The following is a 16,467-nucleotide window of genomic DNA, read 5'->3' as shown; positions in this document are numbered from 1 at the left end:
TGACGCGTCGCGCTGACGAGTGAACGTATCGGCAGACGATCACTTGTCACAAGTTAATGCCGCGCAGATCACGTGAAGATCACAGACTTGAGGATCGGTCACCTTTGCTCCGCCGCATGGTCACAATCCGGCTGACGTCCGGTCAGTCCAGCCCCGGTCCGGCCGAACCGTCAGACGCCGGAGCCAGGCGCGGACGCCGGGGCGAACTCGACCGGCAGCGTGCGCAGGCCGCGCATGATGAGGCCGCCGCGCCATCTCAACTCGGCCGGTTCCACCGCCAGTCGGAGGTCGGGAAGCCGGGTGAGCAGGGTGGCCAGCGCGGTCTGCCCCTCCAGCCGGGCCAGCGGGGCGCCCAGACAGTAGTGGATGCCGTGGCCGTAGCCGAGGTGCTGGTTGTCACGGCGGGCGAGGTCGAGTGTGTCGGGGTCGGTGAAGCGGGCCGGGTCGCGGTCGGCCGCGGCCAGCACGACGAGGACGGGGTCGCCGGGCGCGATGTCCTGTCCGCCGAGGGTGACCGGCTCGGTCGCGAACCGCCAGGTGGCGAGTTCGACGGGGCCGTCGTAGCGGAGCAGTTCCTCGACGCCGGTTTCGAGCAGGGCGCGGTCCCCGCCGTCCTCGGTGAGGGACCGCTGCAGTGCCTCGCGCTGTGCGGGATGGGTCAGGAGGGCGTACACGCCGTTCCCGATGAGGTTCACGGTCGTCTCGAAGCCGGCGAACAGCAGGATGAAGGCCATCGCGGCGGCCTCGTTCTCCGTGAGGTGCTCGCCGTGGTCGGAGGCGCGGATCAGACCCGAGATGAGGTCCTCGCCCGGGACGGGCTCGGCGGGGAGTCCGGCGCGTTTGCGGTGGATGAGCTCCAGCAGGTAGCCGCGCATCTTCTTCACCGACCGGGCGACGCCGCCCCTGGGGCCACCGCCGTGCCGGATCATCATCCCGGCCCAGTCGCGGAAGTCGTCCTGGTCCTCCTCGGGGACCCCCAGCAGGTCGCAGATCGCGTAGATGGGGAGGGGGAAGGCGAAGTCGTGGATGAGGTCGGCCCGCCCCTCGGTGGCGAACCGGTCGATCAGCCGGTCCGTCAGCTCCTGCACGCGCGGCGCGAACTCGGCGACTCGGCGCGGGGTGAAGGCCTTGCTCACGAGCCGCCGCAGGCGGGTGTGGTCCGGCGGGTCGATGTTGAGCAGATGGGTCATCAGCTCGGCCTTGCGCTCCCCGGGGATGCCGGTCCTGCCCCTGGCGTGGGCGGGTTCGTCATGATGTGCGGGGTTCTTGGACAGCCGCGGGTCGGCGAGGGCCTGCTTGGCGTCGGCGTACCGGGTGACCAGCCAGGCCTCGACCCCGCTCGGCAACGCGGTCCGGTGCACCGGGGCGTGCTCCCGCAGCCAGGCATAGGCGGGGTAGGGGTCGGTGGCGAACTCCCAGGTGAAGAGCGCGGGCGCGGGCGGGACGTCGGCCTGGGGCTGCCGGGACGGGTGGTTCGGGTGGTTCGGGTCGGTCACGACCCGACCGTAGCGGGCTTGCCGGCGTGCACGGTCACGCTCACTCGCCCGACGGGCCGGACGCGGACGGGGACGGGCGGTCGAGGACCCCTTCGGCGACCCGGATCGCGTCCCGGTAGGCCCGGGCCGCCGCACGCAGCGCCGCCTCCGGGTCCATGCCCTCCGACTCGGCCCGGGCGGCGAGGGCGAGCAGTTCGTAGCCGATGCCCTCGGCGGCCGGCAGCGACACGTCCAGCCCCGCCGTCCGGGCCCTCGCGGTCAGCTTCGCCACGAGAGCAAGCGAGGGCTGGTGGAGCGGAACCCCGTCGGTCACCGACGCCCGGCGCTTCTCCACCGCCTTCGTGCGCAGCCAGTGCTCCTTGACCTCTTCCGGCGTGGTGGCGGTGGCGTCGCCGAAGACATGGGGGTGGCGGTGGACGAGTTTGGCGACGATCGTGCCCGCGACGTCGTCGACGGAGAACGGGGCCTCCTCGTCCTCTTCGGCGATGCGGGCGTGGAAGACCACCTGGAGAAGTACGTCGCCCAGTTCCTCGCGGAGTTCGTCGCGGTCGCCGTCCTCGATCGCCTCGACCAGCTCGTACGCCTCCTCCATCGCGTACTTGGCCAGGCCCAGGTGGGTCTGCCGGGAGGACCACGGGCACTCGTCGCGGATGCGGTCCATGACCTGGACGAGGTCGAGCAGCCGGGCGCCCGGCAGGTCGTAGGAGGCGGGGAGGAGTTCCAGCTCCGGCATCGCCACCCGCCCGGAGCCCGCCAGCCTGGCCAGACCGTCAGTGAGGGCCGGTTCGCCCTCGCCGGTCGCCACCACCACCGCGGTGCGGCCGCCGGCGCAGACGGCGACCAGCTCCTCGGCGGTGGGCGAAGTCTCCTCGACCGCTATGCCCGCGTCCCGCAGATAGGGCAGCTGCGGGTGAGCGCCGTCCGCGCACAGCACGCGGTCCGCCGCGCGCAGGGCCTGCCAGGCGGGCCAGGACAGCAGACCGGGGGCGACGCGGTGGCTGGTGGTGAGCAGGACGACGCGGCCAGGGGCGGTGACTGCGGCGTCGGCATCGGCGGAGCTGATTGCGTTCACACCCCGAACGTAACCCACGCCCGCACGCGGCCCCAGGAGTCGTCCACAGGGCAGGCCTGCCGGTCACACGATCACATGGTCGCGTCGATCACACGGTCATGGCGATCACACGGTCAGGTCGGCTGCTTGGTCCCGGCCGCCGTGACCTCCCGCACCCACGGGGTCTTCGCGTCGACGCGGGCCACCTTCTGCGCGTCCCAGTCGCCGTAGCGCGGGTTGAGGTCGACACCGAGAGCCTTGGACGCCTTGGACAGGGCGCTCCAGAAGGCGGGCTGGCTGGTGGTCGCGCCGAGCTGGGCGGCGAGTTTCTGGGCCTCCAGCTGGAGGCGGAGGTTCTCGTCGAGGCGCTGCGGCGGAATGCCGTACTGCTGCAGCCACGCCGTCTCCAGGCCCTTCGCGCCGCCCGCCTGCTGTTCCAGGCCGGTCCGCATCTCCTGGACCTCGCGGGGGGTGACCGTGATGCCCGCGTCCTCGGCGGCGCGGTGCAGCACCCGGTCGAGGACCATGCCGTGCAGGGTGTCCCGGGCGAGCCCGCCGGTCTGGCCGACGACCTGCGCGTACTGGGCGTCGTCGGTGACGGCCGCGCGCTGCGCGGAGCGCACCTCGTCCACCCGGCTCTCCAGCTGCGCCACGGTGATCCGCTGACCGCCCACGACGGCCGCAGCGCCCGGATGCGCGTCGTTGCCGCAGGCGGTGAGGAGAGGGGCCGCCGCGATCGCGGCGGACAGCAGGAGCGCGGTGCGACGACGGCGGTGCAAGGAAGCCTCCCGAGGAGATTGTGCGGCGGTGCACAAAGTCTTGCGGTGATCGATGGTAGGCAGTGGCGCGGCTGCGGCCAAGCCATTCGACCAACGATTCACCAGGACTTCCGGCACCGCCGCGCCCGCTCGCCGCCCGCTCGTCGGTGCGAGCGGTCGACCCTGCGGGTCCGGGCGCTCTCAGCCGACCAGGGCGACCGGGGCGTCCCAGGAGTCGCGGTCCACGGTGATCGTGTAACCGCCGCGGGTCTCCTTGCTGTTGACCAGGTACTGGTGGCCGCGGCTGTGGCCGGTGAACTGGGTGGCGCCCCACGGCCAGTCCGTGGTCGTGGTGTCCTTCTTGTCCCACAGCGCGTACCAGAGGTTGCCCGGCAGGTCCGTCTTGTTCGTCGCGGTGGCGATCGCCTTGGCGCTGGAGCTGCTGAATCCGTAGTAGCCGGCCCGGTACGTCTTGGCGCGCAGCGTCTTGCTGAAGGAGCGGACGTACGCCAGCACGGCGTCGTTGCACGACTTGTTCGTGATGTCGTACGCCTCCATGTCGAGGTAGACGGGGCTGCCGGTCTTCATGCCGAGCGCGGAGGCCTTGGCGACGGCGTCCGCCGCGTCCGTGGCGCCGAGGGAGGTGGCCGTCGAGGCGGTGATCTTCTCGGGGCTGGAGCCGGTCTGGCACGGCGGCTGCGCGCCGACGTAGAGCGGGATGAGCTTCCAGCCGAGCGTGTTGACCGACTTCACCCAGGACGCGGTCAGGTTGGGCTGCGCGCACCCGCGGTTCTTGCCGCCGATGTACACGGCGGCGCCGCCGTAGTAGCCGTCGGTCTTCCAGGCCTTCATCGCGGCCGACGAGGGGGCGGTGCAGGCGTCGAAGGCCCGGCCGGTGTACGTCTTCTGGGCAGGCCAGACGGTGGCCGCCATCGAGGTCTGCGCCGCTATCCCGGCCCCCGCGAGGACGGCCGCGCCGGCCACGCCCCACGTGATGTATCTGCGCTTCCTGGACTGCCGGTGCTCGGCCATGCGATCCCCACCCCATCGTTCATTCTGTGATCTGTTGCGTACGGCGGCCTCGCTGTCGCGGTCGCACCGTACGGATGTCTCCCCTTGACCGGTACGACGATACGGCGTCGACTCGACGTCCTGACGCCGGAGGCGGATGGCACCGTAACCCGTGGCGCCCCCGTGGAAGGGAAACGGGGCGTCCGCAGCGCCACAAGATTCACTTACGTCACGGTAAAGAAGCGGCGGCCTGACGCGGGCCGCCCATGTCCTACCCTTGCTCCCTGGTGACCTTGGGGGGCGACATGACGATGCCGACGACGACCGTGACCGGCACGGTGAGACGGCTGGAGGGCGGCTGGTTCGAGCGGCTCGCCTGGGTGGTGCTGGTGTGGCTCTCGCTGGGCTTCCTTGCCTGGGTGCCGTTCCTCTACGTGGGGATTCGCCGCGGACTGTCCTCGGACTGGGCGGCCTTCTGCTCGTTCGCGCTGTACGAGGTGGCGATCGTGACGTGCACGGTGGCGTCCGACAACGACGACTCGGACGCGTTCTTCGGCGCCATGTTCCTCATCACCCTGCTGATGGCGACCGGGATGCTGCTGTTCGCGATGTTCGACAAGAAGGCCCCGGCGGCGGCTCCGGCGTACGGAGCGGGCCACCCGAGCCCGAACCCGTACCAGCAGGGGTACCCGTACGGCCGGTAGCCGTCAGCCGGTGACCGTGAACCGGTGGCCGTCCCCGCGCGGGCTCATCCCGCGCGGAAGCGGCCCGGAGCCTTGGTCGGGTTGCCCCCGGCGGGCAGTCGCTGCGCGGGGCAGGCCGACAGCACCTCCTCCATCGCGGACTTCTCCGCCGCGGTGACCCACAGCTGGTACTTCTTCTTCACGGCGACCTGCGCCGCGACGTACGTGCAGCGGTAGGCCTTGTTGGGCGGCAGCCATGTCGCCGTGTCGCCGTCCCCCTTGGAACGGTTGGTGCTCGCGTCGACGGCCAGCAGGTTGAGGGGGTCGTTGGCGAGCGCTATCCGCTTGGCGGCGTCCCAGTACTTGGCGCCCTTCTGCCAGGCGTCGGACAGGGCGACGACGTGGTCGATGTCGACCTTGCTGCTGCCGCGCCGGTAGGTCACGGCCTTCCCCGAGTACGGATCCGACTCCAGCACCCCGAAGGACACCTTGCAGACGCCGCCGGTGAACTTCACCTTCTCCAGGTCCCGCTTGAGGATGTCGTCACGGGTGTCGCAGGAGTTGGAGTCCGTGTCCGCCCAGGCGGAGCCGAACTGCTCGCGGTCGTAACCGGTCTTGGGGGCACGCCCCTTCACCGGCAGCGACTCGGCCGCCGCGAGGGCAGCCCCGCCGCCTGCCTTTCCCGTGCCCGCCGTCGCGCCCGGCCCACGGGAGCCCGCGCCGGCGGTCTGCTCCTTGCAGCCCGCCACCGTCACGGCGCACACCAACGTGACGGCGACCGCCGCCCCACCCCTCAGACGCCTCACGCGCCCCTCCCCTGCCTGGCTGCTGCCCACCCCGCACAGGGCGGATTCCCCCGACGAGGACCGGCACACACCCTGGCGAGGGGGCGCTCGGAAGCGACCGGGAGGTCCAGACCATAACGGTCTCAAGTGGGCATCTCGCACATCACGGGAATATCGTCGGTGGAGAGTCACCTCCGGGAAGGGAGCTCTGCATGGGCATCTTCGACAGGTTCAAGAGCAACAAGTCGGCCCAGCACAAGGCCAGGGACATGTCCGACGCCGCGGAGCGGCGGATCAACGAGAAGACGGGCGACAAGTACGAGTCCCAGGTCGACTCCGGGCAGCAGCAGCTGCACGAGCGGATGGGGATGGACGAGGACCGGCCCGAGAAGCCGTAGCCGGGACCCTGCCGGTTCGGGACCCGGCCGGCCCTGCGGTCCGAGCCTGACGTGGCCGTCCGCGGAGCAAGCCGCTCCGCGGACGGTTTCCCGCCGCCACCGCCCCCGCGGCGGCCGGGTCCTTCCCGTACGCGTCTTCCCCGTAGGCGCCTTACCGGCCCGCGCCTCCCCCGTGGGCGTCTTCCCCGTGGGCGTCTTCCCCGTGAGCGTCTTCCCGGCCCGCGCCTTCCCCGCCCGCTACGAGCCCAGCACCGTGGCCAGGAACTCGCCGACCCAGCCCAGGAGTTCCCGTCCGACCAGCGGCTTGCCGCCGACCTTCGCGGTCTTCGGACGGGGCACGAGGACCTGGTGCGCGGCCGGCTTGATGACCGACCCGGGGTACAGCCGCTTCAGGCGCAGTTCCTGCGACTCGCGCAACTCCACCGGCGCGAAGCGGATGTTGGCGCCCTGGAGCACGATCTCGCCGACGCCGCACGCGCGTGCCAGCATCCGCAGCCCCGCCACCAGCAGCAGGTTCTCCACCGGCTCGGGCAACTTGCCGTACCGGTCGACGAGTTCCTCGCGGACCGCCCTGACGTCGTCCTCCGAGTTGGCGGAGGCGATGGCCCGGTAGGCCTGCAGGCGCAGCCGCTCGCCCGGCGCGTAGTCGTGCGGGACGTGCGCGTCGACCGGCAGCTCGATCTTGACCTCGAGCGGCGGCTCCTCCTCGATCTCGCCGGTCTCCAGCTGACGCCGGTAGTCCGCGACGGCCTCGCCGACCATCCGCACGTACAGGTCGAAGCCGACGCCCGCGATATGGCCGGACTGCTCGCCGCCGAGCAGGTTGCCCGCGCCGCGGATCTCGAGGTCCTTCATCGCCACGTACATGCCCGCGCCCATCTCGGTGTGCTGGGCGATGGTGGCGAGCCGCTCGTGGGCGGTCTCCGTGAGGGGCTTCTCCGGCGGATACAGGAAGTAGGCGTAGCCGCGCTCCCTGCCCCGGCCCACCCGGCCGCGCAGCTGGTGCAGCTGGGACAGGCCGAAGGTGTCGCCGCGCTCCACGATCAGCGTGTTGGCGTTGGAGATGTCGATGCCGGACTCGACGATCGTCGTCGAGACGAGCACGTCGAACTTCTTCTCCCAGAAGTCGACGACGACCTGCTCCAGCGCCGACTCCGACATCTGGCCGTGCGCGGTGGCGATGCGCGCCTCGGGGATGATCTCGCGCAGTCTCGCCGCCGCCCGGTCGATCGACTCGACCCGGTTGTGGATGTAGAAGACCTGGCCCTCGCGCAGCAGTTCGCGACGGACGGCGGCGCCGATCTGCTTCTGCTCGTAGGGGCCGACGAACGTGAGCACCGGGTGGCGCTCCTCCGGGGGCGTGGTGATCGTCGACATCTCGCGGATGCCCGTCACCGCCATCTCCAGGGTCCTCGGGATCGGGGTCGCCGACATCGTCAGGACGTCCACGTTCGCGCGGAGCTTCTTCAGCTGCTCCTTGTGCTCGACGCCGAAACGCTGCTCCTCGTCGACGATGACCAGTCCGAGGTCCTTGAACTTCGTCTCGGAGGAGAACAGGCGGTGGGTGCCGATGACGACGTCGACGGAGCCCTCGCGCAGTCCCTCCAGGGTGGCCTTCGCCTCCGCGTCCGTCTGGAAGCGGGAGAGCGCGCGGACCTTCACCGGGAACTGCGCGTAGCGCTCGCTGAAGGTGCCGAAGTGCTGCTGCACCAGCAGGGTCGTCGGCACGAGGACGGCGACCTGCTTGCCGTCCTGGACGGCCTTGAAGGCGGCGCGGACCGCGATCTCCGTCTTGCCGTAGCCGACGTCGCCGCAGATCAGGCGGTCCATCGGGACCGTCTTCTCCATGTCGTCCTTGACCTCGGCGATGGTGGTGAGCTGGTCGGGCGTCTCCGCGTAGGGGAAGGCGTCCTCCAGTTCGCGCTGCCAGGGGGTGTCGGTGCCGAAGGCGTGGCCGGGCGCCGCCATCCGCGCGCTGTACAGCTTGATCAGGTCGGCGGCGATCTCCTTGACGGCCTTCTTGGCGCGCGCCTTGGTCTTCGTCCAGTCGGCGCCGCCGAGCCGGTGCAGCGTGGGCGCCTCGCCGCCGACGTACTTGGTGATCTGTTCCAGCTGGTCGGTGGGGATGTAGAGGCGGTCGCCGGGCTGGCCGCGCTTGGCGGGCGCGTACTCCACGACCAGGTACTCGCGCGTGGCGCCCTGGACGGTGCGCTGCACCATCTCGATGTAGCGGCCCACGCCGTGCTGCTCGTGGACGATGTAGTCGCCGGCCTCGAGGGTGAGCGGGTCGATGGTCTTGCGGCGGCGCGCGGGCATGCGCGCCCCGTCCTTGCCGGCCGCCTTCTGGCCGGTCAGGTCGGTCTCGGTGAGGACGGCGAGGCGCAGCGCGCGGTCGACGAAGCCGTAGTCGATCGAGCCGCAGGAGACGTGCACGACGGAGGGGCTCAGCTCGGTCAGGTCGCTGTCGAGGCGGGCGGCGACGCCCTCGCCGCCGAGCACCTCGACCGTGCGGGCGGCCGGGCCGTGCGCCTCGGTGACGAAGGCGACGCGCCAGCCGTCCGCGAGCCAGCCCTTGGTGTCCGCGAGGGCCTTGGCGGTGTCGCCGCGGTAGGTCTCGGGCGCGTGCATGCCGAGCTTCAGCGTGCCGTCGTCCAGCTCGTCGTCGGCCGCGAACGGCGACACCGACCACCACATCATGTCCAGCTCGCGCGCGTGTTCGCGGACGTCCGCGATCGACCACAGGGAGGCCGCGCCGACGTCGATGGGCGCCTCGCCGCCGCCCGCCGTGGCCGCCCAGGAGGCCTGCAGGAACTCCTGCGACGTGGCCACGAGGTCGGCGGCGCGGGTGCGGACCCGCTCCGGGTCGCAGACGACGGCCATCGCGCCCTTGGGCAGGACGTCGATCAGCAGCTCCATGTCGTCGACGAGCACCGGGGCCAGGGACTCCATGCCCTCGACCGCGATGCCCTCGGCGATCTTCCCGAGCAGTTCGCCCAGCTCGGGGTGCTGTTCGGCGAGGGCGCCGGCACGCGTGCGCACGTCGTCCGTCAGCAGCAGCTCACGGCAGGGCGGCGCCCACAGGCCGTGCTCGGCGACTTCCAGGGATCGCTGGTCGGCGACCTTGAAGTAGCGGATCTCCTCGACGTCGTCGCCCCAGAACTCGACGCGCAGGGGGTGTTCCTCGGTGGGCGGGAACACGTCCAGGATGCCGCCGCGGACGGCGAACTCGCCGCGCTTCTCGACGAGCTCCACGCGCGCGTAGGCGGCCGCGGCGAGCGCTTCGACGATCTCGTTCAGGTCGGCGGTCCCACCGGAGCGCAGCGCCACCGGTTCCAGGTCGCCGAGTCCCTTGACCTGCGGCTGGAGCACGGAGCGGACGGGCGCGACGACCACGGAGACAGGGCCGGTCTCCGGGTCGTCGGGACGCGGGTGGGCCAGCCGGCGCAGCACGGCGAGGCGGCGGCCGACAGTGTCGCTGCGCGGGCTGAGGCGCTCGTGCGGGAGCGTTTCCCAGGAGGGGTACTCGACGACGCCGTCCGGCGGGAGCAGCGAGCGCAGGGCGGCGGCGAGGTCCTCGGCCTCACGGCCCGTGGCGGTCACCGCGAGGACGGTGCGGCCGGTCTCGCGGGCGAGGGCGGCGATCGCGAAGGGGCGGGCCGCCGGAGGACCGACCAGATCGACGTGCATGCGGTTGCCGTCGGCGGCCGCGGGGATGGCTTCCGCGAGGGCGGCGTCCTTGACGACGGCGTCGAGCAGACCGTGCAGGCTCATGGAGGGCTTTCCGTCGAGGGGCCCGGGCACGTCTCGTTCTCGCGGGATGTCTCTCGCGGCGACACGGGTGCACCGGGTCCGGGGTGGGCAACGCGAAGGGCCCGACGCGTGTCACGGGCCGGGGGTGTCCAGGGTACGACGGGGCGGGGTCGTTCGCCGGGGGCTGTGGACAACCGCGGGGGCCGGTGGGGAGCGATGACCGGAACTTTTCGTCCGCGCCCTCGCGCAGGGGACGTCCCCGGACCGGCCCGGAGCATGCAGGAGCCCGGCACCGAGAAGACCCCCGTCCTTCTCGATGCCGGGCTGTCCGGGGAAGCCGGACCGTCGCGGCTAGTCCGTCGCGATCGCGTTCAGGACGTTCATGCGGCCCGCGCGGAACGCCGGGATCAGTGCCGCGAACAGGCCCACGAACGCGGAGCCGATGAACACGCCGATGATCGTCGGCCACGGGATGTCGAGGACGTCCAGCCCCTGCAGCGCGAGGAGCTGCTGCGCGGTCGCGCCCCAGCCCATGCCCAGCCCGAGGCCGAGCAGGGCGCCGAAGAGGGCGATGACGACCGACTCCATGCGGATCATGCGGCGCAGCTGGCGGCGGGAGAGACCGATCGCCCGCATCAGGCCGATCTCCCGGGTGCGCTCCACCACCGACAGGGCCAGGGTGTTCACCACGCCGAGGACCGCGACGATGATCGCGAGGGCGAGCAGGCCGTAGATCAGGTTCAGCAGCTGCCCGATCTGGTCCTTCAGCTCCTGCTTGTAGTCGGTCTGGTCGCGCACGACGTACTGCGGGTAGTCGTGCAGCGCCGACTTCAGGGCCGTGTACGCGGCGTCCTGCCGGCCGTCCTTCGCGGAGGCGAAGACCAGCTGGTCGAGCGGCAGCTTGCCGGCCGGCACGTACTTCTTCAGGGTGTCGATGGAGGTGTACATCGCGCCCTGGTCGATGACGCCGTCGCTGCTGGTGATCGCGCGGACCGTCAGCCGGGCGGTGGATCCGTCCTTGAACGCCACGGAGATCGTGGAGCCCAGCTTGATCTTGTGGTCCTCGGCGAACTTCTCGTGGACGGACATCGAGTCGAGGCGGTAGGCGTCGGCGAGCTTGCCGGCGACGGTCTCGACGCGCAGGTCGGTCGCGTACGTCGGGTCGGCCGCCGTGATCGACGTGTCGTCGAGGGTCTTGCCGTCGGGGGTGGTGAAGTCGGCCTGGGTCCCCTTGTACTCGGTGACCCGCTCCAGACCCGGGACCGACTTGATCGCCTGCACCGCGTCTGCGGTCATGCGCTGGCCCTTGTCGCTCTGGATGATGAAGTCCGTGCCGACGCTTTTGTCGAGTTCCTCGGTGGCCGAGGCGACCATGGAGGAGCCGACCACCGACAGGCACGCGACCAGCGCGAGGCCGATCATGAGGGCCGCGCCCGTGGCGCCGGTGCGGCGCGGGTTGCGCAGCGCGTTGCGCTCCGCCATCCGTCCGACCGGGCCGAACGCCCGCAGCAGGACCGCGCCCAGCACCCGCACCACGCCGCCGGCCAGCAGCGGGCCGATCACCACGAAGCCGATCAGGCTCAGCACCACGCCGAGGCCCAGCCACAACGAGCCCTCGGCGGCCTTGTCTGCGACGGAGGCGAGGTAGAGGCCCGCGCCGCCGCCGACGGTGAGCAGCAGGCCGATGACGGCCCGCACGACGCCCGCCTTGGCGTCGGCCGGGGCGCCCGCGTCGCGCAGCGCGGCCATCGGGGAGACCTTGCCGGCGCGGCGGGCCGGCAGGTAGGCCGCCAGCACCGTGACGACGATGCCGAGGACCATGCCGACCACCGGGGTGGTCCAGGCGACCGTCAGGTCGTCGGTGGAGAGGTTCATGCCGGTCATGCTCATGAGCTTCATCAGGCCGACGGCGATGCCGACGCCCGCGCCGACCCCGAGGACGGAGCCGACCACGCCGAGCAGCAGGGCCTCCACGAGGACGGACCGGTTGACCTGCTTTCGGCTGGAGCCGATGGCCCGCATCAGGCCGATCTCACGGGTGCGCTGCGCGACCAGCATCGAGAAGGTGTTGATGATCAGGAAGATGCCGACGAGGAAGGCGATCCCGGCGAAGCCGAGCATCGCGTACTTCATGACGTCCAGGAAGCTCCCGACGTCCTTGCGGTTGGCGTCCGCGGTCTCCTTGGCGGTCTGCACCTTGTAGTCGGCGCCGATCCCGGCCGCGACGTTCTTCTTCAGCTGGTCGTCGCTGACCCCGGCCGCGGCCGTGACGTTGACGTTGGTGAAGACGTTCGCCTCGCCGACCAGCGCCTTCTGGGCGGTCGCGGTGTCCAGGTAGAAGATCGCCGCGCCGGGGTTGGTGACCTGGAAGGCGGCGATCCCGGAGATCTTCGCGGTGTGCGTGCCGACCGCGGTGATCACGCCGATCTCGTCGCCGAGCTTCAGGTCGTGCTTGTCGGCGGTGTCCTCGTCGACCATGATCTGGTCGGAGCCCCTGGGCGCCGCGCCTTCGGTGATCTTCATGGTGCGGGCTTCGTTGGCGTTCCAGCCGCCGACGATGGTGGGCGCGCCGCTGGACGGCGACAGGCTGTCCTTGTCGGCGTCGACGACGGTCGCCGCGCTGGTGAAGACCGAGCCCTCCGCGGACTTCACGCCCGGCGCCTTGCGGACCTCGTCGAGCACGGAGGCCGGCATGACGGGCGGCTTGCCGTTGTCGGCGGTCGTCTCACCGGTGTCCGAGGCGCCCTTCGCGCTCACCGTCACATCGGAGGAGGTGGCGGCGAAGAGCTTGTCGAACGTCGTGTTCATCGTGTCGGTGAACACCAGCGTCCCGCAGACGAACGCCACGGACAGCAGGACCGCCACGGCCGACAGGGCCATGCGTCCCTTGTGCGCGAAGAAGTTGCGCATCGAGGTCTTCAGCACGGTCATGACGTACGCCCCCGCGCGTCGAAGTCCTTCATGCGGTCGAGGACGGTCTCGGCGGTCGGCTTGAACATCTCGTCGACGATCCTGCCGTCCGCGAGGTACAGCACGCGGTCCGCGTAGGAGGCGGCCACCGGGTCGTGCGTGACCATCACGATGGTCTGGCCCAGGTCGTCCACCGAGCGGCGCAGGAAGCCCAGGACCTCGGCGCCGGCGCGCGAGTCCAGGTTTCCGGTGGGCTCGTCCCCGAAGATGATCTCCGGGCGGGCGGCGAGGGCGCGGGCCACGGCGACGCGCTGCTGCTGACCGCCGGAGAGCTGGGTGGGACGGTGCTTGAGGCGGTCGGCGAGGCCGACGGTCTCCACGACCTGGCTCAGCCACGCCGCGTCCGGCTTGCGGCCGGCTATGTCCATGGGCAGCGTGATGTTCTCGAGCGCGTTCAGCGTGGGCAGCAGGTTGAACGCCTGGAAGATGAACCCGATCCGGTCCCGGCGCAGCTTGGTGAGCTTCTTGTCCTTCAGCCCGGTGATCTCGGTCTCGTCCAGGTAGATCTGGCCCGACGAGACGGTGTCGAGACCGGCGAGGCAGTGCATCAGCGTGGACTTGCCGGACCCCGAGGGGCCCATGATCGCGGTGAACTGGCCACGGGTGATGTCCACGTCGACGTGGTCGAGGGCGACGACCCGGGTCTCCCCGGACCCGTACGCCTTGACGACCTGTCGCGCTCGCGCGGCAACGGCCGTACGCCCTCCAGTGCCCCCGTGCCTGGGAATGGTCACAGCCGAAGTCACGGTCAGTCTCCTCAGTCGAAAGTCTGCGGTGGACGAGCGCGCCGGGCCGGTGCCGCCGGATGGTGCGTGGCGGTGCCGGACGGTGAAGCGCTACGTCGAGAAGTGTGTCGGCGGGAGGCGGGCCCGCGCGCTGGTGCCCGGGCCCGTCTTCCCGGGGGGTTAACCCCACCCCCCGTGGGTGGGGTTGACCGCCCCGCCGGTCCCCGGCCGCCCCCGTCGACGGCGTAAAGCCAGGTTAAGGACGGCGGAGGGGGGTTCTCCTCCTCCGCCGGAACGAACCCACCCCCAGCCGTAGTACGGAGAGACCCCTAGGGGCCGTCCACCGCCAGGTGGAGAGGCACTCGGGGGTCTCTCCACCCTCCGCCCCGCCCAGGCTGCGCCCTCCCGTCGCGTGAGGATCAAGTGGAAAGCCGGATTCCGGCGGATGGATGCAGGGGGCACGCAGGGGCGCGGGGGAGCGCGAGGCGCCGGCGCCGATTCCCGCACGGGCGGGGGCGGTCCTCGGGAAACCCTCCCGCCGCCCTCGGAGCGCATGAGGTTAACGCGGGTAACACCCCAGGTGGGAGCCCGTTTCGCGCAGTAAGCGCATACCGACCGACCAGTTTGGCGAAAAGGCTTCGCAGCCGCCGTACTCCCGAGTAACGTGCCTCCCTCGCCCCCCACCTCCCTGCGGTCCGCCGCCTCGGATCCGAGCCATGCAAGGAGCGGGATGTCCCACGACCCGTCATACCCCCACCCGTCACACCCCCACCCGACCTACCCCTGGCAGCCGCCGCCCCCACAGCCCGAGCCGCAGCGACCGCGGCCGGACCGTCACGCCCCCCTCGGCCGCCACAGCGATCTGCGGATCCTGCGCGGCGCCTACCGCCGCCAGCGACGCGTGGCGACCCTCACCGCGCTCGGCTACTTCGTCGTCTTCCTCCTCCTGTCGGCGTTCGCACCGTCCCTGATGACCGGCACGCTCGCCCCCGGCCTCCCCGCCGGACTGCTGCTCGCCCTGCTCCAGCTCCCCGTCACCTGGCTGGCGATCGTCCTGTACGAGCGCACGGCCCGCCGGCACGTCGACCCGCTCGCCGACCGCATCCGCAAACTGGCCGAGATCGACGCCAGACGGGACGACAACCGCACCGCGCGGGAGTCCCGGGACCGGCGCGGAACGCACCCCGGGGAGGCCCGACGATGACGGAACTCACCGGCGACGCCCAGACCATGTCGCTCGTGGCGTTCACCGCCGTCGCCACGATCACGCTGCTGCTGTGCGTGATGACCGGCCCCGACCGCGACGACCTCGACGAGTTCTACACCGGCTACCGCTCGCTCTCCCCGCTGCGCAACGGCCTGGCCATCGCGGGCGACTACATCTCCGCGGCCACCGTCCTGGGCACCGGCGGGGTGATCGCCCTGTGCGGCTACGACGGCGTCGTCCTCGCCCTCAGCACCGTGCTCTCGCTGATGCTGCTGATGTTCCTGCTGGCCGAACCGCTGCGCAACGCGGGCCGGTTCACCATGGGCGACGCGCTCGCGCGCCGGATGCCGGGCCGCGCGGTCCGCATCACGGCGTGCGCGGTCACCCTCGCCGCGCTGCTGCCGATGATGCTCGTCCAGCTCGCCGGCACCGGCCAGCTGCTCGCCTTCATCCTCGGTTTCTCCGGCGACAACGTGAAGACGGGCTGCGTCGTCTGCATGGGCGTGCTGATGATCAGCTACGCGGCGATCGGCGGCATGAAGGGCACCGCCCTCATCCAGATGCTGAAGATCGTCACGCTGCTCGGCTCCGGCACGGTCATCGCGGCGATCATCCTGTACCGCTTCGACGGCAGCCCCGGCGCGCTCTTCGACGCGGCGGCCGAGGGGAGCGGGGTCGGCGACGCCTTCCTGCGCTCCGGCCTGGAGTTCGCCGGCGGCCCCTACCCCCGCGTGGACATGATCGTCTCCCAGCTGTCGGTCGTGCTGGGCGGCGCGTGTCTGCCCCACATCACCATGCGCATGTACACCGCCTCCAGCGCCCGCCAGGTGCGCCGCTCGATGTCCTGGGCGGTGTCCGCAGTCGCCCTGTTCGTGCTGGTGATGACGGTCGTCGGGTTCGGCGCCACCGCGCTCGTCGGCCGTGCGCTGATCGCCGGGGCCGACCCCCGGGGCAACACCGCCTATCTGCTGGGCTCGCGGGCCGCGTTCGGCACGGACGTGTCCACCGCCGAGACCCTCCTCTTCACCACCGTCACGACGGCGATCTTCCTCACCGTCCTCGCCTCGGTCGCCGGCATGATCCTCGCCTGCGCCAACTCCCTCGCTCACGACGTGTTCGCCGCGCAGAAGCCACGGACGTCCCCGCGGCGCGAGATGCTCGTGGCCCGGCTGTCCGCCCTCGCGGTCGGCGTCCCGACGATCCTGCTGGCCACCCAGGTCCAGCACCGCAGCCTGCAGCCCCTGGTCACCCTGTCCTTCTGCCTCGGGGCGTCGGCCCTCGCCCCGGCCCTCGTCTACAGCCTCTTCTGGCGCCGCTACACCCGCACGGGGCTGCTCACCACGCTCATCGGCGGGACCGTGTCCGTCCTGCTCCTCATGCCGGGCACCAACCTCGTCTCCGGCTCGCCCGTCTCCGCCTTCCCCGAGGCCGACTTCAACTGGTTCCCGTTCACCACCACGGGCATCGTCACCGTCCCGCTGGGCTTCGCCCTCGGCTGGCTGGGGACGGTGCTGTCGGGCCACGGCAAGGCGGAGGCGCAGCGCCGCCGGTACGAGGAGGTGGAGGGCTGGATCCTGGCGGGCGCGGTCCGCAGGGGCGACTGACACCCAGCACCCGCGGGCGGCGCGACAAC

12 protein-coding genes are annotated in these 16,467 nt (G+C 71.3%); 4 read left to right on the top strand and 8 right to left on the bottom strand.

Translation table 11 applies throughout. The features are described from left to right. Positions 1-170 precede the first annotated feature (170 nt). The 4 genes from ACN6LD_RS11165 to ACN6LD_RS11150 form a co-directional block, all read right to left on the bottom strand. Positions 171-1,496, bottom strand: a complete 1,326-nt coding sequence (locus tag ACN6LD_RS11165; RefSeq protein ID WP_445043035.1) for a cytochrome P450 family protein — start codon at positions 1,494-1,496, stop codon at positions 171-173. A 40-nt stretch (positions 1,497-1,536) separates the two neighbouring features. Further along, positions 1,537-2,568: a nucleoside triphosphate pyrophosphohydrolase gene (locus ACN6LD_RS11160; protein WP_445043034.1), complete on the bottom strand. Its 1,032-nt coding sequence runs from the start codon at positions 2,566-2,568 to the stop codon at positions 1,537-1,539. Between the two features lie 113 nt (positions 2,569-2,681). Continuing rightward, on the bottom strand, positions 2,682-3,326 hold the full coding sequence (locus tag ACN6LD_RS11155) for a SurA N-terminal domain-containing protein (RefSeq protein WP_319190759.1): 645 nt from the start codon (positions 3,324-3,326) through the stop codon (positions 2,682-2,684). Between the two features lie 180 nt (positions 3,327-3,506). Beyond that, entirely contained in the window at positions 3,507-4,337 is an 831-nt protein-coding gene (locus tag ACN6LD_RS11150) for a glycoside hydrolase domain-containing protein (RefSeq protein ID WP_319190761.1), read from the bottom strand. A 266-nt stretch (positions 4,338-4,603) separates the two neighbouring features. Between ACN6LD_RS11150 and ACN6LD_RS11145 the strand changes: the two genes are divergently transcribed. After that, entirely contained in the window at positions 4,604-5,020 is a 417-nt protein-coding gene (locus ACN6LD_RS11145) for a hypothetical protein (RefSeq protein WP_445043033.1), read from the top strand. Between the two features lie 44 nt (positions 5,021-5,064). On the opposite strand, the gene ACN6LD_RS11140 is transcribed toward ACN6LD_RS11145, so the two are convergent. Further along, on the bottom strand, positions 5,065-5,805 hold the full coding sequence (locus ACN6LD_RS11140) for an HNH endonuclease family protein (protein ID WP_445043032.1): 741 nt from the start codon (positions 5,803-5,805) through the stop codon (positions 5,065-5,067). Between the two features lie 191 nt (positions 5,806-5,996). On the opposite strand from ACN6LD_RS11140, the gene ACN6LD_RS11135 reads away from it, so the two are divergent. After that, complete coding sequence (locus tag ACN6LD_RS11135; RefSeq protein WP_445043031.1) at positions 5,997-6,182, top strand: antitoxin; 186 nt, start codon at positions 5,997-5,999, stop codon at positions 6,180-6,182. Positions 6,183-6,419: 237 nt separating this feature from the next. On the opposite strand, the gene mfd is transcribed toward ACN6LD_RS11135, so the two are convergent. From mfd to ACN6LD_RS11120, 3 genes are all read right to left on the bottom strand, one after another. After that, positions 6,420-9,953: a transcription-repair coupling factor gene (gene mfd, locus ACN6LD_RS11130; RefSeq protein ID WP_445043030.1), complete on the bottom strand. Its 3,534-nt coding sequence runs from the start codon at positions 9,951-9,953 to the stop codon at positions 6,420-6,422. 330 nt (positions 9,954-10,283) lie between these two features. Continuing rightward, positions 10,284-12,863 carry an ABC transporter permease gene (locus tag ACN6LD_RS11125; protein WP_319198098.1) on the bottom strand — a complete coding sequence of 860 codons (2,580 nt, stop codon included), beginning with the start codon at positions 12,861-12,863 and terminating at the stop codon, positions 10,284-10,286. Next, positions 12,860-13,648 (bottom strand): ABC transporter ATP-binding protein, encoded by a 789-nt coding sequence (locus ACN6LD_RS11120; protein ID WP_319198099.1) that lies wholly within the window; start codon positions 13,646-13,648, stop codon positions 12,860-12,862. The genes ACN6LD_RS11125 and ACN6LD_RS11120 overlap by 4 nt, the downstream gene beginning before the upstream one ends. Before the next feature lie 709 nt (positions 13,649-14,357). Here ACN6LD_RS11120 and ACN6LD_RS11115 point away from each other — a divergent pair. Both ACN6LD_RS11115 and ACN6LD_RS11110 read left to right on the top strand, forming a co-directional pair. Next, positions 14,358-14,831, top strand: a complete 474-nt coding sequence (locus ACN6LD_RS11115) for a DUF485 domain-containing protein (RefSeq protein WP_445043029.1) — start codon at positions 14,358-14,360, stop codon at positions 14,829-14,831. Beyond that, the gene (locus ACN6LD_RS11110) at positions 14,828-16,438 is read left to right on the top strand and encodes a sodium/solute symporter (RefSeq protein ID WP_445043028.1); all 1,611 of its coding nucleotides are present in this window, start codon (positions 14,828-14,830) and stop codon (positions 16,436-16,438) included. Before ACN6LD_RS11115 ends, ACN6LD_RS11110 begins: the two co-directional genes overlap by 4 nt. Positions 16,439-16,467 lie beyond the last annotated feature (29 nt).

It is taken from the genome of Streptomyces sp. SAS_272 (assembly GCF_052543235.1).
This window is presented reverse-complemented; position numbering and strand designations above follow the sequence as displayed.